Raw genomic sequence first — 23,466 nt, 5'->3', positions numbered from 1 at the left:
TTCGTGATTTTGACGTTAACTCCGATTGTATCACGAACGGCGGTTTCCCGCTACTTGCGGGGAGCCGTACGGAGGCTGGCGGGGCTGCGTCTCGCGCGGCAAAACGGCGGACGGGTTGCGGCTCTCCGGCGGTTGGAAGGGCGGAGCCGGCGTCCGCCTTCGACAGCAGCCCAAATAGGTTGAAACGTTTAAATAAAAAGATTAATATAAAGGGAGAATACGGCGCGGGACAGGCGATGCCGGTCCGCACGCGCGTCATAAGGAGGAGCCAGTCACTCATGGAAATTCGTTTTCAATCCAGCCCTGCCGAGACCAAAACGATGGATACCGCGCGCCTGCGTCAGGAGTATCTGATCGATACGCTGTTCCAGGAGGGCAAAATCGAACTCGTCTACACGCACGTTGACCGTCTGATCGTGGGCAGCGCCGTACCGACGAAAGAGCCGTTGTTCCTGCCGACGGACAAAAAGGTCATCGGCGTGGACTATTTCCTGGAGCGCCGCGAGATCGGCGTGCTCAACATCGGCCCGAAAGGGATCGTAACCGTAGACGGCACCGACTACGAGCTGGATACGAAAGAATGCCTGTACATCGGCAAAGGCAACAAAGAGGTATGGTTCAAAAGCGCGGACCCGGCGAACCCGGCGCGTTTCTACCTGCTGTCCACAACGGCGCATGCGTCGTATCCGACGGTCAAGGTGACCGCGGATCAAGCGGAGCCGACTCACCTGGGAAGCATCGAGAACTCGAACGAACGGACGATCTACAAATACATTCATGCCAAAGGCGCGCAAAGCTGCCAGCTTGTCATGGGACTGACCGAGCTGAAGCCGGGCAACATGTGGAACACGATGCCGAGCCACGTGCACAACCGCCGCTCCGAGGTTTACCTGTACTTCAACGTGAAAGACGACGCGGTTGTCTTCCATATGATGGGCGAACCGACGGAAACGCGCCATATCGTCGTGCGCAACGAGCAGGCGGTTATCTCGCCGACCTGGTCGATTCATTCCGGCGTCGGCACGTCGAACTATTCCTTCATCTGGGGCATGGGCGGCGAAAATATCGACTACGGCGATATGGACCCGGTTGTCACCACAGACTTGCGGTAATCATACGTTCTTATCGCGGGCTTCCGCCGGACTTTCTTGTCCGGCGGAAGCCTTTTTTATGCCGGAGCGGGTTTGCTTGCGCATGCCTTCTGGCTTCGCAAAAACCGGTTGTGTTATGCTGATGTCAACGCATGTGCAGAACAAACAGGGAGGAGGTTGCTTTTGGCCATGCGGTTCGAATCGAAAAAAGACGTATGGATCGGGGCGATTATATGGGCGGCCGCTTTGGCCGGATTCGGGGCGAGCGTCGTCGCCAGCGCGCAATCCCGCGCCGCCCTGCCCGCGCTGTTGATGATGATCGCGGCGCTGCTGTTCGTCAGTTGGATTTGGTTCGGCACGTATTATATCGTATCGGAGCGGTTCCTGATCGTCCGGGGAGGACCGTTCCGGTGGCGCATTCCGATCGCGGATGTCGTCTCCGTCCGTCCGGCCCGCCATCCGCTGTCGTCGCCGGCCCTCTCTCTCGATCGTCTGGAGATTGTGTACGGGAACGGGCCGGATCGGAAGACGATTCTCGTCTCGCCGGACGATCCGGAATCGTTCCGGCAGGCCATCCGGCAATTTCAGCCTCAAGCCCTGCTGATGTCTGAATGACCCCGCCCGGGGAATAATGGGAATAGCGAACAGAGCGAAAGCGGGGGCTGACGGTGGCCAGACGCTGGTGGAAAGAAGCGGTCGTCTATCAAGTGTATCCCCGCAGCTTTATGGACGGGAACGGAGACGGGATCGGCGATTTGAAGGGGCTGCTGTCGAAGCTGGATTATTTGCAGGAGCTGGGCGTGGACGTCGTCTGGCTCTCGCCGGTCTACAAGTCTCCGAACGACGACAACGGGTACGATATCAGCCATTATTGCGAGATTATGGACGAATTCGGAACGATGGCCGATTGGGAAGCGGTGCTGGCCGGCTTGCGCGCACGCGGCATCAAGCTGATTATGGATCTCGTCGTCAACCACACGTCCGACGAGCATTTATGGTTTCGGGAGTCCCGCCGCTCCCCGGACAATCCCTACCGGCATTGGTACATCTGGCGGCCCGGCAAGCCGGACGGCCGTCCCCCGAACAATTGGTCCTCGGTGTTCGGAGGTTCGGCTTGGGCGTACGACGGCGCGACGGGCGAATATTACCTCCACCTGTTTTCCCGCAAGCAGCCGGACCTGAACTGGGACAACCCCGAGGTGAGGGAGTCGGTCTACGGCATCATGCAGTTTTGGCTGGACAAAGGGATCGACGGGTTCCGCATGGACGTGATCAATTTTATCTCCAAGCATCCCGAGCTGCCGGACGCGGGGGACGGGGAGCTTGAATGGGGAGGACGATATTTCGTGAACGGTCCGCGCGTTCACGAATATTTGCAGGAAATGAACCGTCGCGTGCTGTCGCGGTACGACCTGCTGACGGTCGGCGAGATGCCGGGCGTGTCGGTGGACGAAGCGAAGCTGTACACCTCCCCCGAACGCGGCGAGCTGGATATGGTGTTCCAGTTCGAGCCTATGGAGATCGATTCCGGACCCGGAGGCAAATGGGATGTCGCGCCGTGGTCGCTGCCCGCACTGAGGGGTATCCTCAACAAGTGGCAGCTCGGGCTGGAGGGCTGCGGCTGGAACAGCCTGTACCTGTGCAATCACGATCAGCCGCGGGCCGTATCGAGATTCGGCAGCGACGATCCGGCCTATCGGGCCGTATCCGCCAAGCTGCTGGCCACCTTGAACCATACGCTGCAGGGTACGCCTTTTATTTATCAGGGCGAGGAGCTGGGCATGACCAACGCGGCCTTTCCGGGAATCGATTCCTACAGGGACATCGAGACGCTGAACATGTACCGGGAGAGGTTGGCGTCGGGGTGGGAGGCCGAAGTGCTGCTGAAGGCGATTCATGCCAAGAGCCGGGACAACGCGCGCACGCCGATGCAGTGGAATGGCGACGCGAACGCGGGATTTACGACAGGAACGCCCTGGATCGGAGTGAACCCCAATTACCGGGAGATCAACGCGCAGGCGGCGATGGCCGATCCGGATTCGGTGTTTCATTATTACAGGCGACTGATCGCGCTGCGCAAGCGGCATCCGCTGCTCGTGTACGGGCGATTCTCGCCGCTGCTGGAATGGCATGACCGGATCTACGCGTATACGCGCAGGCATGAGGACGAGACGTGGCTGATCGTTCTCAACTTCTCCGGCGGGGAGACGCCGATCGATCCGGAATGGCTTCCCGAACCGGTGCGCGCCGCGCTCGGAAGCGAAGGCGGCTGGAGCTGGGCGATCGGCAATTACGAATCGGCAGGTTCCGGCGACGATGTCGTCAGGCGGCCGTCTCCGGACATGAATCCGCGGCTGCTTCGGCCTTATGAGGCCAGAGTGCTGCGGCATCGAAGCTAGCGAAACGGCGCATGCTCTCCGTCGAGGAGGGCATGCGCCGTTTGCCGCAAGGGAAGTTAAATCAGATGGATCGTGGCGAGCAACCGGTTTTCGTTGCGCACCAGAAGTAGGTAGCGGGCCGGATCGTGCGTGACGCTGCCGCGTCCGATCTCGATAACCGGGTCGGTGCCGAGGGCGTAGAAGACGTCGTCCGCCATCGTGCGGACGCATTCCAGACGTTCCTGTTTGGACAGCTCGTCCCAATCCGATTGCGTCATTTCGAAAAATTCGTGCATCTCGCGGACCTGCGTCAATGCCTCCGTCAATTCCTTGTGGATGTCCCTGTATTCTCTCGCGTGTTTGACGCCCATCGGTATCGCCGCCGTTTCGTAAAAGTTAGATTGATTATATCACGTCGGCTCCGTTCGGTGAAATGGACAATACGCCGCCATCAGCGCCGCGGTCTCGGCATCGAGCGGGCCGCCGCGTTCCAGCAGCTTCGCCCGGATGTCTTCGCGCTGCTCGGGCTGCAGATTTTGGCCGAATTTGAATTTGGCGACCGTCCGTTCCGGCGTGAACCGGATGACGGCTACGCCCTTAAGCTTCGGCACGTATGGCGCGTAATCCGTCGAGATCGGCACGTAGCCGCCCTCCGGCTGCAGCTTGCGCATGAACGCCTCCAGCGCCTCGGCCTTTTCCTCGAGATCCCGGACCTCTTCGAGCACGCCCTCCATATTGACCGATTTGAAATAGGTCGTGGCCGGGCAGGCGAATTCCGGGTCCGACCAGTACGACGGCAGCAGGGCGTATTCCTTCGACACGTGGAAGGCCGCCCGGCCGTTACCGCGCAGCAGCTTCATTTTTTCCCCGGCATGGGCGCCGTGCATATAAATGAAGCCGCGATGGTACACGTAGTTGATCGGTTTGAGTTTGGGAAGCCCGTCTTCGCCCGTTTGCGCCAAAATCCCGTAGGATGCCTCGTTCAGGAAAGCGGCGATTTCTTCTTCGGATTCCTCCATGCTGAATTCCTTGCGCCGAATCTCCGACATGCCGATACCTCCGTGTGGATCAAAATGAATATGGATCTCATCTTATCGGGTCTATTGACATAAAAAAAGATCCAATTTAATTTGATTTTATTGGTCCAATCAAAGGGGAGGGGGATTGGCATGGAGTTGATGCTGCGATTGGATACGGGCGGAGCGGAGGGATCGCGTTTCAAGGGCGACGCGCTGTATGCCGCGCTCCGGGATGCGATCCGCGCCGGAAGGCTGCGGCCGGGCGAGAAGCTGCCGCCCACGCGCGAGCTTGCCGCCCGCTGCGGCGTCTCGCGGGGCACGGTTACGGCGGTGTACGACCGGCTGGCGGCGGACGGTTACGTGGCGGGCGAGGTCGGACGGGGCACGTACGTCTGTCCGCACGCCGTCGGGAGCGAAGCGGACGCGGCGGACGGAGCGCGGGCGCAGCGGACCGGAGGGCCGGCGTCCGGCGGCGGGCAGGGACCGGGCGGGCAGGCCGCGCCCCGGCTGTCGGCTTGGGGGAAGCGGTTGATGCGGTCGACACCGCACTCTCCCTGGCCGACGCCGGGTTCCGGGCCGCTGACGTTCCGGATCGCCCCGCCCGACGACAGCCGATTCCCGTACATGGACTGGTTCCGGCTGCTGAATGCCGAAGCGAGGAAGCTGGCGGGATCGCGAACGGTGCCGGAGCCGGGCGCAGGCGCTGGAGCGGCGGTATCGGGGCGAGGACGCGCGGATGCGATGGGCGACCCGGAGCTGCGCGAAGCGATCGCCGCGTATTTGCGCCGCAGCCGCGGTCTGGATGCGCAGGCGGAGGGGATCGCCGTCGTCAACGGCTCCATGCAGGCGATCGCGCTGCTCGTCCATCTGCTGGCGGGGCCGGGCGATGCCGTCGTCTGCGAGCAGCCGGGGTACGGGGGCGTCCATCGCGCCGCCGCAGCCGCCGGAGCGGAGCTGACGCCCGCCGCCGTCGACGCGCAGGGGCTGATCCCGGCCGATTGGGAGGCCCGGCTGCTGGTCGTCACGCCGGGCAGGCAGTTCCCGACCGGGGCGCCGATGCCGCTGGAGCGGCGGCGGAAGCTGCTGGACTGGGCAGGCCGCCGGAACGCCTTCATCCTGGAGGACGATTACGACACGGAATTCCGCTACGCGGGCCGTCCGCTGGAGCCGATGAAGGCGCTCGACCGCGAGGGGCGCGTGGCGTTTGTCGGCACGTTCACGCGCACGATGTTCCCGGGCTTCCGGCTCGGCTACGTGCTGCTTCCGCCCGGCCTGACGGAGCCGTTCCGACGGGCGCTGGCGCTGTTCGAGCCGGAGCCGCCGGCGCTTCTGGAGCAGCGCACGTTGTCCGCGTTTCTGCGAAGCGGCTTGTACGAGCGGCATCTCCGCCGCATGCGCCGCTTGTATGCCGAACGGTACCGCCAGTTGTCGGCGGTGCTCAGCGGCGGCAGGCTGGCCGGTTTGTTCGATCCCGTCCGCACGGAAGCGGGTCTGCACCTGTTCGCCTGGTGGAAAGGCTCGGCGGAATCGTTCGCCCGCTACCGGGCGGAATGCGCCGCGCTCGGGCTGCAACTGCCGGACGCCTCCGCCTACTTTGCGGACGCGAAGCAAGCGGAGGCAAGGCCGGGAGCGGTTTTTGCGTTTGGGGGGCTCAACGCCGATCAGCTTCGCCGGGCGGGCGAAATTCTGGAGGAGGCCGCCGCCCGCATCGCGCAACGGGGCATATCGGTTTGAGTAGGGAGGCGGAGCGGCGAGCGGTGCGGCGATGATGAAAAAAGCCTCCCGCGAACGATCGCGGGAGGCCCATCCTCAGATTTGTTCCGCCTGCGCCAGCTCCTTGAGCTTGCGGTCGGACGGCAGAAAATACGTGAGCACGCCAAGCAGCGGCAGGAAGCTGACGATCCTCATGACCGTCACGCTGCCCCACAAATCCATCAGCGCGCCGATCGCGAGACCGCCGAGCGCACCCATGCCGAAGGCGAATCCGATCATGAGGCCGGAGACGGTGCCCACGCGTCCGGGAGCGAGCTCCTGGGCGTATACGACGGTGACGGAGAAGCTGGACAGCAGGATAAAGCCCATAACGGAGCAGATGACGGCGGCCGCGGCGGCGGGCACGTAAGGCATGAGCAGAGCCAGCGGAGCCGTCCCCAGCATCGAGAACCAGATGATCGTCTTGCGACCGAACCGGTCGGCGAGCGGCCCGCCGAAAAACGTTCCGGCCGCGCCGAACGCGAGGAACGGGAACAAGAAATACCATTGCGTCGCTTCCAGCGACAGATGGAAATGATCCATCAGGTAAAACGGCAAATACGACGAAATCGACGCCGAATACCAGGAACGCGCGAACACGAGCACGATCAGCAGCAGCATGGCGTTGCGGATCGTTTTTTTGCGTTCGGGCGAATAAACGGGAGCCGCCGCCGATTTTTTGACGCGCTGCGTCACCCGAAGCGTGTCCCGGTACCAGAACGCGACGTAGACGAGCACGATCGAAGCGGCGGCGGCGACGGCCGTGAACCATCCCGCTCCTTTTTGCCCCAGACCCAGATGCAGGAAGATTACCGCCATAAACACGGGTGCAAGCGCCTGCCCGGAATTGCCGCCCACCTGGAAGATCGACTGCGCCAGGCCGCGGCGGGGACCGGCGGCCATATAAGCGACGCGGGACGCTTCCGGGTGGAACACGGCGGAGCCGAGGCCCACCAGCGTGACGGACAGCAGGACGACGGCGAAGTTGGGCGCCAGCGCGAGTCCCAGCATGCCGAACAAGCTGGAGATCATGCCGAGCGGCAGCAGGAACGGCGTCGGCTTGCGGTCGGAGTACAGGCCGACCACCGGCTGCATGACGGAGGCGGTGATGTTCTGGACAAGGCCGATCGCTCCGATCTGCGTATAGGACAAGGCCAGACCGTCTTTCAGAATCGGGTACATCGCGGGAATGACCGATTGGATCGCATCGTTGAGCAGATGCGCGATACTGACCGCGAACAGCATGACGTAAACGGTTTGTCCGCCCAGACCGCTCTTCGGTTTGCCGGCTCCGGAGACGGGACCGGCCGAAGTTGTCGCTTGCATGAAAATCCCTTCTTTTATTCTAGTTGTCGGCCGCTATTGCTTCTCGTGAAGCGTGCCGAGCTTCTCTCCCATGCGCACGCGGCTGTCCACGTCCAGCCCGGCCTTCGGCTCGAACGTGCCGTTCTCCAGCAGCAGGACGATGGTCGACCCGAATTCGAAGTAGGCCAGCTCGTCGCCGGCCAGAAGCTTGGTGCCGAGATTTTCGACGTATTTTATGCTGCTGACGTTTAACGCGCCGACCTTGACGACAGCGGCTTCCCCGTAGGCGTGCCGGACGTACGTCACCACGCGTTCGTTGCGGCTGAGCACGCGCCGTATGTGGCGCAGCCCGAATTCGTTGACGGGGTACACCTTGCCGGGAATATGCTCCTTCTCGATAATGTCGCCGGTGACCGGGGCGTGAATCCGGTGGTAGTCCGTCGGGCTCAAATACAGCACGAAATAATACCCGCGGCGGTAATTCACGATCCGGGGCGAACCGTTCAGCAGCTCTTCGACCGTATAGTCTTGGCCCTTGACGTTCAGCATCAGCCCGTCCTCGATCGGCCCCATGCCCGTAATCTTGGCGTCCACCGGGCTGACAAGCGCGTTGCCGTCGGGATCGATCGGGCGCAGCCCGGGCTTAAGCCGGCGGGTGAAAAACTCGTTCAGCGACGAATACTGGTCGATCGCCTTCTCCGCGTCTTCTATCCGAATCCCGTAAGCGCGAGCGAATCGAGGAATAAGCGGGCGGCTCCAGGACGATTGGGCGAACGCCCCTGTCAGGCGGGAAATCCACTTGCGCGATGACAGCTCGGTCATCAGTCGGAACAACGGTTTCATGTGATGGGTCACCTGTTCGAATTTCGTTCGGAATAGCGGCATGCCGCCATGCGCTAAGTTTGACACAGAACGGTGGGGAACGCAATACCGGAAGTGCCGGCTCACGGCCGTTTAGCGCGCATTATTGCAAGCGGACCGGGCCTTTTTCGCGAAATACGGGGAAGTCTGGCGTCCGCTCTTGGACTGAGCCGGACGGGGCAGAGGAAAGGATGCGGACCGTAAGCATTCCGCCTTGCAGCCGCTCCCGGCGGTTCTTGCGATCGGCGGGGGCGGCTGCTCGGAGCGGGCGCGGGGCTTCAGCGGGAAAAAATGCGGTTGCGCTTCTAAGGCGCATCGATCCCCGCGATTCGGCCAAGTGTTTGCCCGCCGCTTCGGCCCCGTATCCCGCGGTTTGCAACTTGCCTGTTGCCAATCCGGTTCGGGACGGCTACAATAAACGTAAGATCCATGGATCATTCATATTGCAAACGGGGGCTGGAGAGATCGTCCGGCTGAGAGTGGAACCGTCTGTTCCTGACCGCATCTGATCTGGGTAATGCCAGCGTAGAGAATTCCGACAGACTTGCCATGTCTGTTCAGCCCGCGCGGAGCTTGCTCTGAGCGGGCTTTTTCGCGCTTGCGGCCTCCCCGGGAAGGCCGGCGGCTGGCGGCAGATTCGGACATTCGGCAGGAATCGCCGGAGCGCACGACATGAAGGAAGGGGGATGCCCGTGAGCCGAAATCAAACGGGGACGGCCGACGCGCGGATCGGCGGCTTTTCCGCCGAGCTTCGCGAAAGCGCCAAAGAAATTTGGGAAGCGAACCACCGCCATCCGTTTCTGAAGGAGCTGGGGGCGGGGACGCTCCCGACGGACAAGTTTATCTTTTATCTGCGGCAAGACTATGTGTACCTGATCGATTACGCCCGAATGTTCGCCCTGGGCAGCGCGAAAGCGGACGATGTCGAGACGATGGCCTGGTTCGCCCGGCTGCTTGAAGGGACGCTATCGACGGAGATGGAGCTGCACCGGCAGTATTGCGAGCGGTTCGGCGTGTCCCGCCGGGAGCTGGAATCGACGGAGCCCGCTTCCGTGACCGTCTCTTATACCAGCTACATGCTCCGCGAAGCGTATAACGGGACGCTTGCGAACGTGGTCGCTTCCGTGCTGCCCTGCACGTGGAGCTACTGGGAGATCGGCAGAGCGCTCCGGGATGTGCCGGGTTCGCTCGATCACGAGCTGTACCGGGAGTGGATCGAGATGTACAGCTCGGACGAATTCGGCGAGCTGGCGCTGTATTTGACGGGGCTGATGAATCGTCTGGCCGAAGGGCTGCCGGAACGCGAGCTGCGCAAGCTGAAGGAGCAGTTTTTGACGACGAGCCGATACGAGTACATGTTCTGGGACATGGCTTACAAGAAAGAGATGTGGCCGAATTGAACAAGCCGGCAGATGCATCGCTTCGGACTTCGCGCGCGCCGGGGGGACTGAGCGTGGAAAACGTCACCTTCGCCTTCTCGCCGGGCGAGCCGCCGGTGTTCGATGGCCTCAGCTTCCGCGTCGAGCCGGGCGAGTTCGTCTCGTTGCTCGGGCCGAGCGGCATCGGCAAGACGACGCTGTTCCGCCTCATCTGCGGTCTGCTGAAGCCGCAGGCCGGCCGGCTGACCGTCGGCGGAGGCGCCGGCGGAGCGGAAGCGTCCACGGCCTCCGGCCGTCTCGGCCGCGTCGGCTATATGCCGCAGCGGGACGCCTTGCTGCCGTGGCGCAACGTGCTGCAAAACGCGGTGCTGGCGCTGGAGGTGCGGGGCGTGCCGAAGCGAGAAGCCGAGAGCCGGGCGAAGGAACTGCTGGAATCGTTCGGACTGGCCGGCGCCGAGCGCAAATATCCGCACGAATTGTCCGGCGGCATGCGGCAGCGGGTGTCGTTCCTGCGCACCGTGCTGGGCGGCTACGACCTGCTGCTGCTCGATGAGCCGTTCAGCGCGCTGGACGCCATGACGAGAACGCAGCTCCAGGAGTGGCTGCTCGGCGTCTGGGAGCGGCACCGCACCACCGTGCTTTTCATCACGCACGACATGGAAGAGGCCCTGCTGCTGTCCGACCGGGTCCTGATCGCGGCCGGCCGCCCGGTGGCCCGGCTGGCGGAGCTGCCGGTGAGCCTGCCGCGACCCCGCAGCTCGGAGACGACGCTGTCTCCGGAATTCGCCGCCTTGAAGCGCGAGGCGCGCCGGCTGCTTCAGGAAGGAGGCGCACTTCATGGCTAGAAAATGGCTGCCTCCCGCCTTGCTGCTGCTGGCGCTCGCGCTGCTCTGGGAGGCGGGGGTCCGCCTGCTGGACGTCAAGCCGTACATCATCCCGGCGCCCAGCCGCGTCCTGCAGGCGTTGTGGGAACAACGCGCCGTATGGCCCGGGCATATCTGGACGACGCTGGCGGAGGCGCTGCTCGGGCTGGCGCTGTCGGTCGTGTTCGGCGCGGCATCGGCGGTCTGGATTCATTTCAGCCGGATCGCGCGGGCGGCCGTGTATCCGCTGCTGGTGGCGTCGCAGACGATTCCGATTATCGTGCTGTCCCCGATCTTTATCGCCTGGTTCGGGTACGAGATCTGGGGCAAGGTGGCCGTAGCCGTGCTGTTCGCGTTTTTCCCGATCGCCGTGAATACGATCGACGGCCTGCGGCAGACCGATCCCGACGCCCTGGAGCTGCTTCGCTCCATGGGAGCGAGCCGCAGCCAGCAGTTCTGGAAGCTGCAGGTTCCGTCGGCGCTGCCCGGCTTTTTCACCGGATTCAAGATGGCCGCGACGATCAGCGTCGTCGGCGCGTCGGTCGGCGAATGGCTCGGCGCCGAGTCCGGCCTCGGCATGTTCGGACGGCGCGCTTCCAATATGATGAAGATCGACCTGCTGTTCGCTTCGGTGATCATTCTGGCGCTGCTCGGCATCGCGCTGTTTGCGGGCGCGGCCCTGCTGGAGCGCAGGCTGACCCCGTGGCGGTTCAACCGGGATAAATAAGAGAAACCATACATGAAGGAGCACAAACAGATGAAACGTTGGAGCTGGAGCAACAAATGGCGCAAAATGATAAAAGCGACGGCGCCCGTCGTGCTGGCCGCTTCGCTGGCTGCCTGCGGCGGCGAAAGCGGGGGATCGGCGTCCTCTCCGTCCCAGACGCCGGCGAACAGCGCCGAACCGGCGGAACTGACCGTGTTGCTGGACTGGTATCCGAACGCGGTGCATTCGTTCCTGTACGCGGCGGAGTCGCAGGGGTATTTCAAGGAAGCGGGATTAAAGGTCAAGCTTCAGCCGCCGTCGGATACGAACGACCCGTTGAAGCTGGTGGCCGCCGGCCAGGCGGACCTGGCGATCAGCTACCAGAAGCAGATCGTGCTTTCCCGGGCCGAGGGCATTCCGCTCGTGTCCGTCGCGGCGATCGTCCGTCACCCGCTGAACCAGCTTATGGCGCTTGAATCCAGCGGCGCCAAGTCGCCGAAGGATCTGGCCGGCAAAAAGGTCGGCTATCCGTCGTTCGATCTCGACGTCCAGACGGTCAAGTCGATGGTCGAGGCCGACGGCGGCGATCCGTCCAAAGTGGAATTCGTCGATGTCGGCTGGGATCTGATGCCCGCGATGACGACGAAGCGGGTGGATGCGATTATCGGCGGCTACGTCAACCACGAGAAGCTGATTCTGGAGAAGGAAGGCGTCAAGCTCCAGACGATGAACCCGATGGACTACAAGGTTCCGGATTTTTACGAGCTGGTGCTGGCGACGAGCGACGAGACGCTGAACAAAAAAGGCGACGAGATCCGCCGATTCTGGGAAGCGGCAACCAAAGGCTTTGAGTATACGAAGCAAAATCCCGGACCGGCGCTCAAGGAGCTGCTGAAGCAAGGCAGCGCGAACTTCCCGCTGGAAAAAGACATCGAGACGAAAAGCCTCGAGATGCTGATTCCGCTGATGGACGACTCCGGCAAAGCGGTGTTCGGACAGCAGGACGAGGCATCGTGGAAATCCGCAATCGAATGGATTCGCAACACGGGAATGATCAACAAGGACATTCAACCGTCCGAGGTGTACAAAAACTTGAAATAGCCGCTTGGCCGCCGACCGGCAAGCGGTTGGCGCAGGCATGATTTGGAAAAACCCGACGGTTTGCCCCGAAGTTTGCAAAGCCCTTTTTTCGCCGAGACTGGCGGAAAAAGGGCTTTTTTTGCCGGGTCGGACCCGATGCCGGCCGGCCAAGCCCGTTGCCGGACAACGCCTTACGGCGGACTCCGGCTGACAGGGAGGTGAACCGATGATCAACGGATGGATCTTGGCCTTCACGGCCGCAGGCGCCGCGATTATGCTGCTGTCGGCATGGCGCTGGCCGGGCGTGAGGCGCGTCTGGTTCGCGCTTGCCGCTCTGTCCGCGCTGATCGCGGGCCAGCTTGCGGCCGGCGAGGTGCTCGAGGTGCGGCAACGGGGAGAAGTGTTCATGACGACGATTCATGAGCTGCTGCTGAATCCCGTCCTGCTTGCGTGCGCCTCCTATATGGGCGTGTTCGCGCTGTATGCGCTGGCCGAGGCGGCGATAGGCAGCGACAGGCGATAAGCGCGGGCGAAAGTCGAATCGTCACCGATTCGACACAGTTCCGCGGGATTGGTGTGATGGACGTCACAGAGCCCCCTCTTATCCGAAACGTACAATAAACTCATCACATGACCGGTGCGGGCACCGGAGGGAGATGAGACGCATGAAACCGAATCCGGGCGGAGAACGCGAGTCGCTCAAGGGCGCATTCGCGGCGGTAATGCTGCTGGGCGCGTTCATAGCGGTGACTTGGATCGGCATCTATGTCCTGTATATCGCGAGGGGGTAATCTGCTTGCACATGCATCGACTGGAAAAAATGTGGCTGACGTTCGGCGTCGCCATGCTGGCGGTCTTCCTGATCGTGCTGGGGATCGGGGTTTTCGCGAACGGAGCGCAGCCGCCGACCACGCACGCCCACGGCGGACACGAAAAACCCGCGCCCGAGCTGGCCGAGGAAACTGCGCCTTTCGACAAGCCGGGGCTTCACAAGATCGGCGACAACGAATACAAGCTCGTCATGGTGGCGATCGCCTTCGCCTATAAGCCGCTGGAGGACAAGATTGTTATTCCGGCGGGGGCGACCGTTCATTTCGAGGTCACAAGCACCGACGTCGTTCACGGACTGCAAATTCCCGGCACCAACGTCAATATGATGGCGGTTCCCGGCGAGACGACAAACTTCACGTTTACGTTCAAAAAGCCCGGGGAGTACCTGGTATTGTGCAACGAATATTGCGGCAACGGGCATGAAATGATGTGGACGACGATAACGGTCGCCTGAGGAGGACGGTTACGATGACAGATACGGTACTGGCAAAACAATCGGAGGCGGACGGGCATCGCTTCGCTCCGCAGGACGGAAAGCTGATCCTGGCTCACGTGCTGTTCGCTTTCGGGGCGCTTGTGATCGGAGCGATCGCCGGTTTGCTGCAGGGACTCGTGCGCGGCGGAATCGTTACGCTGCCGGCCGGAATCGGCTATTACCAACTGCTGACCGCGCACGGCGTGCTGATGGCGCTGATTTTTACGACGTACTTTATCTTTGGCTTTATCTGGGCGAGCATCGCGCGTACGCTGGGGGACTTGATGCCGCAGGTGCGCCGCATGGCTTGGGTCGGCTTCGCGCTGATGACGATCGGCACGTTGCTGGGGACGGTTCTCATTCTGCTGAACCAGGCGACGGTGCTCTATACGTTCTACGCGCCGATGAAGGCTTCTCCGCTCTTCTATATCGCCCTGGTGCACGTCGTGGCGGGCACATGGGCTTCGGCGGCGGGACTGTTCGTGCAGTACCGGTACTGGCGGCGCAAGCATCCGGGGCAGACGTCGCCGCTGCTCGCCTTCATGAGCGTAGCGACGATGATTCTGTGGATCGTGGCGACGCTCGGCGTCGCGGCGACGATCCTGGCGCAACTGCTGCCGCTGTCGCTCGGGTGGACCGAACGCGTGAACGTCATGGTCAGCCGGACGCTGTTCTGGTATTTCGGGCATCCGCTCGTCTACTTCTGGCTGCTTCCCGCGTACATGTGCTGGTACGTCGTCATCCCGAAGGTGATCGGCGGACGGATCTTCAGCGACAGTCTGGCGCGGCTCTCGTTCGTGCTGTTCGTGCTGTTCTCGATTCCGGTCGGCTTTCACCATCAGTTGATGGAGCCGGGCATCTCGCCGCTCTGGAAATTCGTGCAGGTCGTGCTGACGTTTATGGTCGTGATTCCGTCGCTGATGACCGCGTTCTCGCTGTTCGCCACGTTTGAGCTGACGGGGCGGGAGCGGGGCCGCCGGGGATTGTTCGGCTGGCTCAAAGCGATGCCGTACAAGGATGTCCGGTTTTTCGCTCCGTTTATGGGCATGCTGATCTTTATCCCGGCCGGAGCCGGGGGAATCGTCAACGCCAGCAATCAGATGAACGGCGTCGTGCACAATACGCTGTGGGTGACGGGCCATTTTCACTTGACGGTCGCTTCCGGCGTCGCGCTGACCTTCTTCGGCATCGCTTATTGGCTCATTCCGGCGGCGACGGGGCGCAAGCTTACGCCGAAGCTCCACCGGCTGGGCATCGTCCAGACCTGGGTCTGGGCCGTCGGCATGCTGTTCATGTCGGGCGCGATGCACAGCGTCGGCCTGCTCGGCTCGCCGCGCCGCACCGCGTATACGACCTACGGGGACAACGCCGAAGCGGTCGGCTGGATGCCGTACCATGTCGTGATGGCAGTCGGCGGAACCATTCTGTTCGTCTCGGTCGTGCTGCTGGTCATCAACATCGTCCTGCTGCTTCGGGCTCCCCGCGGCGTCGAAGAGTTCCCGCTCGGCGAGACCGCTCCGGATTCCCCGGCTGTGCCTGTCTGGCTGGAACGTTGGGGGCTTTGGGTCGGCATCGTTATCGTGCTCGTGCTGTTCGCGTATACGGTGCCGTTTGCGGATATGATTCAGCATGCGGGGCCCGGGGCCAAGGGCGTCGTGACCTGGTAGCCGCGTCTTCGCGCATATTCAAACGGTCTTGCATACCGACAATCGCTTCGCCGTCCTCGACTCGGGGGCGGCGAAGCCGTTTTTACCGTCACCGCGCCGTCCGCACCCGTATAAGATGATAGGAGTTACAGGAGGGATGCGGGTATGACGTCACGAGACAAGCCGCGGGTCGTCTGGGTGACGCCGGGTTCTTTCCCGGTTCCGTACGCGGGCAGCAGTTCGGTGGAGCGGGTCGTTGCGGAAGTGAGCCGGAGGCTTGCGCCTTATGCGGAAGTGACGGTTGTCGGCCGGCTCGGTGCGGGGCAGGCGCGATCGGAGACGATCGACGGCGTCGCGTACCGGCGCGTGCCCCGGATGCGGCCGCTTGCATACGCGAAGGCGGCGGCCGCGATCGTGCGCCGGCTGGCGCCCGACGTCGTCATTGCCGAGAATCGTCCGAGGCTCGCGCGCGAGCTCAAGCGGCGTTGTCCGCCCGGCTGCAAGGTCTGGTTGTCGCTGCAGTCGACGACATTTGTGGCGCCGCATCACATCGGCCGGGCCGAGCTGAGGGCGTGCTTCAAGTCGGCGGACCGGATCGTGGCCAACAGCGATTTTCTCCGCCGGCGGCTCGCCGCGCTCGTTCCGTCGGCGGCCGGCAAGATCGCCGTCAATCATCTCGGCGTGGATCCGGACGCGTTCCCGTCCCGCTGGGACGACCCGCAAGCGCTGGAGCGCGAAGAGCTGCTGGCGTCGCACGGGGCGACGGGGCGCAAGGTGCTGCTGTACGTCGGCCGGCTGCAGCCGTACAAGGGGGTGCACCATCTGCTGGAGGCGATGCCGGCCGTGGCGGCGGCCCATCCGGACGCGCTGCTCTTCGTCGTGGGCGGCGCCTACTACGGCTCGCGGCGCACGTCCGCTTATTCCCGGCGGCTGCAGCGGATGGCGCGGCGGCTGCGCGGCCACGTCCGGTTCGTTCCCTACGAACCGCACGACCGCGTCGCCCGGTGGTTCCGCGCGGCGGATATCGCCGTGGTGCCTTCGAGCGCCCGCGAAGCCTTCGGGCTTGTCAACGCCGAAGCGATGGCTTCCGGCGTCCCGGTTGTGGCGACGAACGCGGGCGGCATCGGAGAAGTGGTGGCGCATGGCGAAACGGGGCTGCTGGTGCCGCTTCGGAACGTGCCGGACGGACTGGCGGCGGCCGTCAGCGAGCTGCTGCGCGACCCCGAGCGGATGCGCGCGTACGGCGAAGCCGGGCGCAGGCGCGCGCTTACGTTTTTCACGTGGCAGGCGACCGCCATGCGTCTGGCCGCCATGCTCGGCGTCGGCGGCGTATAGTGATCCGGGGACCGGCCCCGCGATCCGGGCTTCTGCGGCGGCGTCGATTGCCGGCCGGAATCGGACAGCGCCAGTCCGTTCGCTTGCCCGGCGGTCTTCCATACCGCGATCCGAAAGGTCCGCCGCGGCTCCTGAACCTCTCGGCGGCAAAGGCCGCGTGCGGGGGAGTGCCGAACCGGCCGCGATCAAAGTTTTTATGCGAAGGAGCGTTCCCGCGATCTGGGTGTTTGCATATGTTGACCATGACCAGATTTAGGGAAGGAGCCTGCTCGCGATGAAAAAAAAGGACAAAAACCGCGCAGGGGGGATGGGGGAGACCCTTCGTCCCCGCCGGGTCAACGCCCGAATGAACGAGCTTGACTGGTTCAATTCGGTAGACGCCGCTTCCTCATCCAAGCCGGCCGAAGCCGAGGCGCAACTGAGCATGAGAGGAACCGTGCACGTCGAGGATATGGCCGCTCCCCTCGAAAGTGATGCGGAGGAAGCCGTTATGCGGTTGCCGGCTGACGTTCGCCGCGAACCGGAACCGGCACCGGTCCCGGAGCCCGGACCGGCGCGCCGCCCTCGAATTGTTCCGGCCGCCAGGCCGCCTCTGGCCAAACCGGAGGAACCGCCCGTCAAGCTGCCGACGGCCGCCGAGATGCTGGCCGAACGCCAGGCGTTGGGGCGCAAGCCGGTCGTCTACACGGACGATCTTACGGACGGGGCGGTTACCGGCGCCAAGCTTGCTCCGTTTGCGGTGGACGGCGGCAAAATCCGCGACGGCAGCATCGGGGAGGACCACCTGCGGGACTTCGCGGTGACGGCGGAAAAGCTCGCCGACCGAAGCGTGACGGCGGATAAGCTGGCGCCCGGATCGGTCGATACCGAGCATCTCGCCGATCTGAGCATCAGCGGCAGCAAGCTGCAGCCCAGATCGATCAGCGGCGACAAGCTGCAGGACGGAAGCATCACCTGGGAGAAAATTGCGGACCGGACGCTCGATGTCGGCAAGCTGGCCGATCAGTCGATCGTGACGCGGCATATCCGGGAAAGCGCGATTACGCCGGAACGGCTGCAGGACGGAGCGGTGACTTCTGCGAAGATTGCCCCCGCCTCGGTGTTCGATACGCATCTGGCGGCCGGCAGCGTGAATACGCCGAAGCTGGCGGACGAAGCGGTCACCGAGTCGAAGCTGAGGAGCGCTTCCGTCACTTCCGCGAAGCTGGCCGACGGCGCCGTCGGAAGCGTCCATATCAAGCCCGCGTCCATCGAGTCGCGCCATCTGGCCGCGGGCTCGGTGCAGTCCGAGCATTTGGCCCGGGAGCATGTAACGGAGCACCATATCCGGGATGGAGCCGTCAGCGGCTCCAAGCTGGCGGAAGGGGCGGTCGGCTCGGAGCAGTTGGCTGCGGGCGCCGTGCTCGCCTCCCATCTCGCGGCGAATGCCGTTCGATCCATCCATGTCGCCGCCCAGGCGATCGAAGCCGCGCATTTGGCCCCGCAATCCGTGGAGACCGAGCATCTGTCTCAGGAATCGGTCGGAACCAACCAATTGCAGGACGGCGCCGTCACTTCCGCGAAGCTGGCCGACAGCTCCGTCGAATTCCGCCATCTCGCGCCGCTCTCCGTCCATGCGAGGCAGCTTGGCGACCATGCCGTCACGACGTCGAAGCTGGCAAGAGAATCGGTGTCGACCGACAAGCTGAACGATCTGGCCGTCACGACCGTGAAGCTTGCCCCGAAGGCGGTGACGACCGACAAGCTGGCCATCGGAGCGGTTCGTTCCGAGCAGCTTGCGCTGGAGAGCGTCGTCACCGATCACCTGGGCGCGGGGGCCGTCACCGGCGACAAATTGGCGGCCGGCGCGGTCGGCGACAAGCATCTGCTGCCGGAATCGGTGGGAGGCAGCCATCTGAAGAGGGGCGCGGTCGACTCCCGGCATATACAAGCCGGAGCCGTTCTCCAGACGCATCTGGCGGAAGCTTCGGTGGACGGAACGAAGCTCGCGTGGGAGAGCGTCGACGCCCCCCATCTGAAGCCGGAGTCGGTGCGAGGGGTTCATCTGTCCCCCGGCAGCGTGAAATCGGGGCATCTCGCGGGCGAAGCGGTCCAAACCGACAAGCTGGCGGACGCGGCTGTTACGGGAGCCAAGCTCGCGGCCGGTTCGGTGTCGACGGCGCATATCGCGACGGGAGCCGTCACCTCCGACAAGCTGCAGCCCGGCGGAATCGGGGCGGAGCAACTGGCCGAAGGTGCCGTAGGGTCCCGGCATGTGTCGCCCGGGAGCATCGAAGCCGTTCATCTGAAGCCGGACAGTCTGACGGGAGACCGGATTCGCGACGGTTCGCTGGAAGCCCGCCATCTCGCGGACGGCGCCGTCGGAGCTTCGGCTATCGCCCATGAGGCCGTCGAATCCCGCCACTTGGCCAAAGGCGCGGTGACGGTCCATGCGATCGCGGCCGGCGCGGTGTCGGTCGACAAGCTTGCGGCGGGAGCCGTCACGGGCGAGAAGATCGGTCTTGAGCAAATTTCCGGCAAGCATCTCGCATACGGCAGCGTTCACAGCTACCACCTGAAAGAAGGCAGCGTGCACGGCGAACATCTGGAGCCGGGAGCGGTCGCTTCGGAGCATCTGCAGGCCGGCAGCGTCGGCCACAGGGAACTGCAAGCCGGCAGCGTCGGCCCGGAGCAACTGGCGGCGGGAGCGGTGACCGCCGAGAAGCTGGCCGCCCGCGCGGTTGGCCGGGAGCATCTGCAGGCGGGCAGCGTCGGCGAGGAGCATCTGGCGGACGGCTCCGTGACGGGAGCGACGCTGGCTCCCGGGTCGGTCGGCTCCCCGCATCTCCGGCCCGAAGCCGTCGGCGGCGAGCATCTGCAGGTCGGCAGCGTCGGCGAGGAGCATCTGGCGGACGCCGCCGTGACGGGGACGAAGCTGGCGGAGGCGTCCGTCGATGCCGTCCACTTGCGTCCGTGGTCGGTCGGCTTCCGCCACCTGCAACCGGAAACGGTCGGGATCGAGCAGTTGCAAGCGGGCAGCGTCACCTCCTCGAAATTGGCGGCGGGAGCGGTCGCGCACGAGCATCTGGCCCCCGGTTCCGTCGGCGAACCGCAGCTCCGCGAAGGGGCCGTGGGCCGGGCGCATATCCAGCCCGGCAGCATCGGCCCCGAGCAACTGGAGGCGGAAGCGGTGACTCCCGAGAAGCTGGCCGCCTACGCGGTTGGCCGGGAGCATCTGCAGGCGGGCAGCGTCGGCGAGGAGCATCTGGCGGACGGCTCCGTGACGGGAGCGAAGCTGGCTCCCGAGTCGGTCGGCTCCCCGCATCTCCGGCCCGAAGCCGTCGGCGGCGAGCATCTGCAGGCGGGCAGCGTCGGCGAGGAGCATCTGGCGGACGGCTCCGTGACGGGGGCGAAGCTGGCGGAGGCGTCCGTCGATGCCGTCCACCTGCGTCCGTGGTCGGTCGGCTTCCGCCACCTGCAACCGGAAGCGGTCGGGATCGAGCAGTTGCAAGCGGGCAGCGTCACCTCCTCGAAATTGGCGGCGGGCGCGGTCGCGCACGAGCATCTGGCTCCCGGTTCCGTCGGCGAATCGCAGCTCCGCGAAGGAATTGTGGGTCTCGCGCACATCCAGCCCGCCAGCGTCGGCGAGGAGCAACTGGTCGACGGCGCCGTCAGCGGCGAGAAGCTGGCGTCGGCCAGCGTCTCTTCCCGGCATCTCGCGAACGAGTCGATCGAATCTCGGCATATATGCGACCAGTCGATCGGCGAGGAGCATCTGGCCGAAGGCTCGGTGGGAACGGCGCACCTGCAGGCGGAATCGGTCACCGCCGACAAGCTTGCCGAAGGTTGCGTAACCGGGGACAAATTGGCTGTCGGCAGCGTCGGCCGCGATCATCTCGAAGCGGGCAGCGTGGGCGGGGACGAGATTGCGCCGGGCAGCCTGCGGGCCGAGCACTTTGCCCCGGGATGGCTTCAGGCGCAACATATCCCGGACCGCATCATTGCCGAGAGCATGCTGGCGGAGCAGTCCGTCACGAGCCGCCAATTGCGGGAAGGGGCCGTCCGCCCCGAGCACCTGTCGTTTAATCCCGTATGCGGGCAGACGGGAATCGCCGCCGTCCAACAATTGTTCGGAGCGGAAACGTTCGAATGGAATTCCGCGGACGAAACCGCCGAGGTGAAAGTGACGTTCCCGCAAGCTTTCGCCAACGACCGTTACGTCATAACGGCCATGACCGACGTCATCTCCTGCTACCCCGTGCTGCTGCGACGTTCGACGACCGGGGCGACGCTGCTGCTCGTGCGGTCCAAGGTCAGCCCGCCGAGCCGCGGACTGCTGATGTGGGTCGCGGTTGGCGCCCGGCCGTAACGTTCCCGCACGGATATCCCCCCCGAAACCTCCGAATCTGCGTACGCCGCAGGTTCGGAGGTTTTCTTCATGCGGACGAAGCGCGCGGCGGATCGGGAGAAATCCCGAATCGTACCTGCCGGTTCCGGCCATACGTTCGCCCGAGGCTGCCGCCGCATTTCGGGAAGGAGCGGCGTCACCGTACAGATGCCGTTACACGGTCGTCCTTTCCGTACATACAATGGCAAAGGAAAGATGGCATGAACGAAAGCCGGACGATCGAGCGCGCGCCATTGGGGGAACGCGGCATGTCCATCCGCATACGGAGGCGTACGCCGGAGAGGCCGCCGTCCCCGTCCGCGGGCGAGGGACGGCGGGCATCGGCCCGAGCCGGTTCGTCGGCGAACCAGGAGCGTAAAGGGGGGATGCGGGTTGAAGGGAATCGTGTTGGCCGGTGGAACGGGCTCGCGGCTGAAGCCGCTGACGGATGCCGTGAACAAGCATCTGCTGCCCGTCGGGCGGTACCCGATGATCCACTACGGATTAATGAAGCTGAAGCAGGCGGGAATTACCGACATCCTGATCGTGGTCGGGACGAAATCAGTTCAGCAATATGCGGGGTACCTCGGCAGCGGAAGCCGGCTCGGACTCCGGTTGGCTTATCTGGTTCAGGATTCCCCCGGCGGCATTGCGCAGGGACTCTCGCTGGCGGAGCCTTTTGTCGCCAAAGGGGAAAAGCTGCTGCTTCTGCTGGGCGACAATCTGTTCGACGACGACCTGGGACCGTATGTCGCCGCGTTCGAACGCCAGCCCAACGGTGCCAGGGTGCTTTTGAAGCAGGTCGCCGACCCGAGCCGGTACGGGGTGCCGATTCTGGAGCGGGGCCGGATCGCGGCAATCGAGGAGAAGCCCGCCGCGCCGCGGTCGAATTATTGCGTCACCGGTATTTATATGTACGATTCCGGCGTGTTCGACGAGATCCGGCACATCCGGCCGTCGGGGCGCGGCGAGCTGGAGATCACGGACGTGAACAACCGGTACGCGGCGAGGGGAGAGCTGGAATACGACGTGCTCGGCGGCTGGTGGATCGACGCGGGTACGCACGAGGCGCTGCAGACGGCGGCCCGGCGGTTGTCGGGACAGAGCAGACCGGGACAGCAGCCGTAGCGGCGCGAAGGATAAAGAGGCAAGGAGGGCCGCGGGGAATCTAAGGCCATTGTCTCCTGTACAACTGCCGTTACAAGCCGTGTCCGTCGGTTCATACAATGCAAAAACCGCGGTCGCGCCCCGTCCGTCGGGACTCGTATGCATCAGAAGGAGGTGCGGTCGATGAACGGAACCGCTCATGCCGCGGCCCGAGGCCGAAGGGACGGATACCGGGCCGGCTGGAGCGAAGGATACAGACTCGGCCGATGCGAGGCGATCAGGCGACAGGCTGCCGCATTGCCGATCGAACGCCTGCCGCTGCGGATTCTGTATATTCCCCAAGGATTCGAAGCGATCGATTACGGCGTCATCGAGGCGTTGAATCATAAAGTTGCGGAATGCCTGATCGGCGACCCCCGTCAAATGGCGCGGCAAGCCATCGACTACCGGCCGGATCTCGTGCTTGTCCTGAACGGGATGCATGTGTTTCCGGACGATCATCTGCAGCAGATCGACGCGATCCGCGGGGCGGGCATCCGAACGGCGATCTGGTTCGCCGACGACCCGTATTTCTCCGAGCTTACGGCGAAGATCGCCCCCCGCTACGATTATGTGTTCACGCACGAGTTGAGCTGTGCCGGCTGGTACCGCCAGCTTGGCTGCCCGAATGCGCATTACTTGCCGCTCGCGGCAAGCACGACACTGTTCCGGCCGATACATGTCGAGGCGAAATACAGAACCGACGTTTGCTTTATCGGCATGGGGTTCCAGAACCGGATCCGGTTTTTCGACCAGTTGGCTCCTTATCTGTCGGGGCTGCGCGTCTTCATCGCCGGGGCTCTGTGGAATTCCTTGAAGCATTACCGGCAGCTCGCCGGCAAAATCAAGCTGGACTGGATTCCGGTCCCCGAAACCGCGAGCTACTATTCGGGCGCAAAAATCGTGCTGAACGTGCATCGAATGGCCGGGGGCAATCAAAATTCGTACAAACTGCCCGCGAAGTCCCTGAATCCGAGGACGTTCGAGATTGCCGCGTGCGGCGCGTTTCAACTGACGGACGTCCGGGAGGATCTGCCGCTCTACTTCACCCCCGGCCAGGATATCGCCACATACCGATCGGCCCGGGAAGCCGCCAGGCTGATCCGCCACTATCTCACACACGAGGACGAGCGGCGACGCCTGGCCTGGAACGCGCTGCGGCGAACCTGCACGGAGCATACGTTCGCGAACCGGCTCGATCGGCTGTTCCGCATCGTGTTCGAAGGAGCGTGA

At 63.8% G+C, this 23,466-nt stretch carries 20 protein-coding genes; 16 read left to right on the top strand and 4 right to left on the bottom strand.

The genetic code is table 11. The features are described from left to right. Positions 1–278: 278 nt before the first annotated feature. The 3 genes from kduI to FE781_RS06290 all read left to right on the top strand — a co-directional run bounded on the left by kduI (position 279) and on the right by FE781_RS06290 (position 3,490). Positions 279–1,112, top strand: coding sequence for a 5-dehydro-4-deoxy-D-glucuronate isomerase (gene kduI, locus FE781_RS06300; RefSeq protein ID WP_138788762.1), 834 nt, complete (start codon positions 279–281; stop codon positions 1,110–1,112). Between the two features lie 168 nt (positions 1,113–1,280). Further along, a complete protein-coding gene (locus FE781_RS06295) occupies positions 1,281–1,706 on the top strand; it encodes a PH domain-containing protein (protein WP_138788761.1) in 426 nt (141 codons plus the stop codon). 53 nt (positions 1,707–1,759) lie between these two features. Beyond that, positions 1,760–3,490 carry a glycoside hydrolase family 13 protein gene (locus FE781_RS06290; protein WP_138788760.1) on the top strand — a complete coding sequence of 577 codons (1,731 nt, stop codon included), beginning with the start codon at positions 1,760–1,762 and terminating at the stop codon, positions 3,488–3,490. 56 nt (positions 3,491–3,546) lie between these two features. On the opposite strand, the gene FE781_RS06285 is transcribed toward FE781_RS06290, so the two are convergent. Then, positions 3,547–3,840: a hypothetical protein gene (locus FE781_RS06285; protein WP_138788759.1), complete on the bottom strand. Its 294-nt coding sequence runs from the start codon at positions 3,838–3,840 to the stop codon at positions 3,547–3,549. A 39-nt stretch (positions 3,841–3,879) separates the two neighbouring features. Continuing rightward, positions 3,880–4,518 (bottom strand): pyridoxamine 5'-phosphate oxidase family protein, encoded by a 639-nt coding sequence (locus tag FE781_RS06280; protein WP_342774285.1) that lies wholly within the window; start codon positions 4,516–4,518, stop codon positions 3,880–3,882. A gap of 120 nt (positions 4,519–4,638) precedes the next feature. On the opposite strand from FE781_RS06280, the gene pdxR reads away from it, so the two are divergent. Then, a complete protein-coding gene (gene pdxR, locus FE781_RS06275) occupies positions 4,639–6,222 on the top strand; it encodes a MocR-like pyridoxine biosynthesis transcription factor PdxR (RefSeq protein WP_138788758.1) in 1,584 nt (527 codons plus the stop codon). 75 nt (positions 6,223–6,297) lie between these two features. Here pdxR and FE781_RS06270 read toward each other — a convergent pair whose 3' ends face one another. Further along, the gene (locus FE781_RS06270; RefSeq protein ID WP_138788757.1) at positions 6,298–7,566 is read right to left on the bottom strand and encodes an MFS transporter; all 1,269 of its coding nucleotides are present in this window, start codon (positions 7,564–7,566) and stop codon (positions 6,298–6,300) included. Between the two features lie 33 nt (positions 7,567–7,599). Next, complete coding sequence (gene asd, locus FE781_RS06265; RefSeq protein WP_138788756.1) at positions 7,600–8,388, bottom strand: archaetidylserine decarboxylase; 789 nt, start codon at positions 8,386–8,388, stop codon at positions 7,600–7,602. 710 nt (positions 8,389–9,098) lie between these two features. Between asd and tenA the strand changes: the two genes are divergently transcribed. From tenA to FE781_RS06205, 12 genes are all read left to right on the top strand, one after another. Next, positions 9,099–9,806 carry a thiaminase II gene (tenA, locus tag FE781_RS06260; RefSeq protein WP_379252310.1) on the top strand — a complete coding sequence of 236 codons (708 nt, stop codon included), beginning with the start codon at positions 9,099–9,101 and terminating at the stop codon, positions 9,804–9,806. Positions 9,807–9,859: 53 nt separating this feature from the next. Then, positions 9,860–10,630, top strand: a complete 771-nt coding sequence (locus FE781_RS06255) for an ABC transporter ATP-binding protein (RefSeq protein WP_246068070.1) — start codon at positions 9,860–9,862, stop codon at positions 10,628–10,630. Continuing rightward, complete coding sequence (locus FE781_RS06250; protein ID WP_138788755.1) at positions 10,623–11,375, top strand: ABC transporter permease; 753 nt, start codon at positions 10,623–10,625, stop codon at positions 11,373–11,375. The genes FE781_RS06255 and FE781_RS06250 overlap by 8 nt, the downstream gene beginning before the upstream one ends. Before the next feature lie 12 nt (positions 11,376–11,387). Continuing rightward, positions 11,388–12,455 carry an ABC transporter substrate-binding protein gene (locus FE781_RS06245; RefSeq protein ID WP_246068069.1) on the top strand — a complete coding sequence of 356 codons (1,068 nt, stop codon included), beginning with the start codon at positions 11,388–11,390 and terminating at the stop codon, positions 12,453–12,455. A 205-nt stretch (positions 12,456–12,660) separates the two neighbouring features. Continuing rightward, positions 12,661–12,957: a transposase gene (locus FE781_RS06240; protein WP_138788754.1), complete on the top strand. Its 297-nt coding sequence runs from the start codon at positions 12,661–12,663 to the stop codon at positions 12,955–12,957. 142 nt (positions 12,958–13,099) lie between these two features. After that, positions 13,100–13,225, top strand: a complete 126-nt coding sequence (locus tag FE781_RS06235) for a cytochrome c oxidase subunit 2A (protein WP_342774284.1) — start codon at positions 13,100–13,102, stop codon at positions 13,223–13,225. Positions 13,226–13,230: 5 nt separating this feature from the next. After that, a complete protein-coding gene (locus tag FE781_RS06230) occupies positions 13,231–13,719 on the top strand; it encodes a cytochrome c oxidase subunit II (RefSeq protein WP_138788752.1) in 489 nt (162 codons plus the stop codon). Positions 13,720–13,733: 14 nt separating this feature from the next. After that, a complete protein-coding gene (locus tag FE781_RS06225) occupies positions 13,734–15,407 on the top strand; it encodes a b(o/a)3-type cytochrome-c oxidase subunit 1 (RefSeq protein ID WP_138788751.1) in 1,674 nt (557 codons plus the stop codon). Positions 15,408–15,551: 144 nt separating this feature from the next. Next, the gene (locus FE781_RS06220) at positions 15,552–16,721 is read left to right on the top strand and encodes a glycosyltransferase family 4 protein (protein ID WP_138788750.1); all 1,170 of its coding nucleotides are present in this window, start codon (positions 15,552–15,554) and stop codon (positions 16,719–16,721) included. Positions 16,722–16,995: 274 nt separating this feature from the next. Beyond that, entirely contained in the window at positions 16,996–21,069 is a 4,074-nt protein-coding gene (locus FE781_RS06215; protein WP_138788749.1) for a WIAG-tail domain, read from the top strand. A gap of 411 nt (positions 21,070–21,480) precedes the next feature. Continuing rightward, positions 21,481–22,215 (top strand): sugar phosphate nucleotidyltransferase, encoded by a 735-nt coding sequence (locus tag FE781_RS06210; RefSeq protein WP_138788748.1) that lies wholly within the window; start codon positions 21,481–21,483, stop codon positions 22,213–22,215. Between the two features lie 162 nt (positions 22,216–22,377). Next, positions 22,378–23,466: a CgeB family protein gene (locus FE781_RS06205; RefSeq protein ID WP_246068068.1), complete on the top strand. Its 1,089-nt coding sequence runs from the start codon at positions 22,378–22,380 to the stop codon at positions 23,464–23,466.

This window comes from Paenibacillus thermoaerophilus, from assembly GCF_005938195.1.
Classification (GTDB): Bacteria; Bacillota; Bacilli; order Paenibacillales; family Reconciliibacillaceae; genus Paenibacillus_W; species Paenibacillus_W thermoaerophilus.
This window is presented reverse-complemented; position numbering and strand designations above follow the sequence as displayed.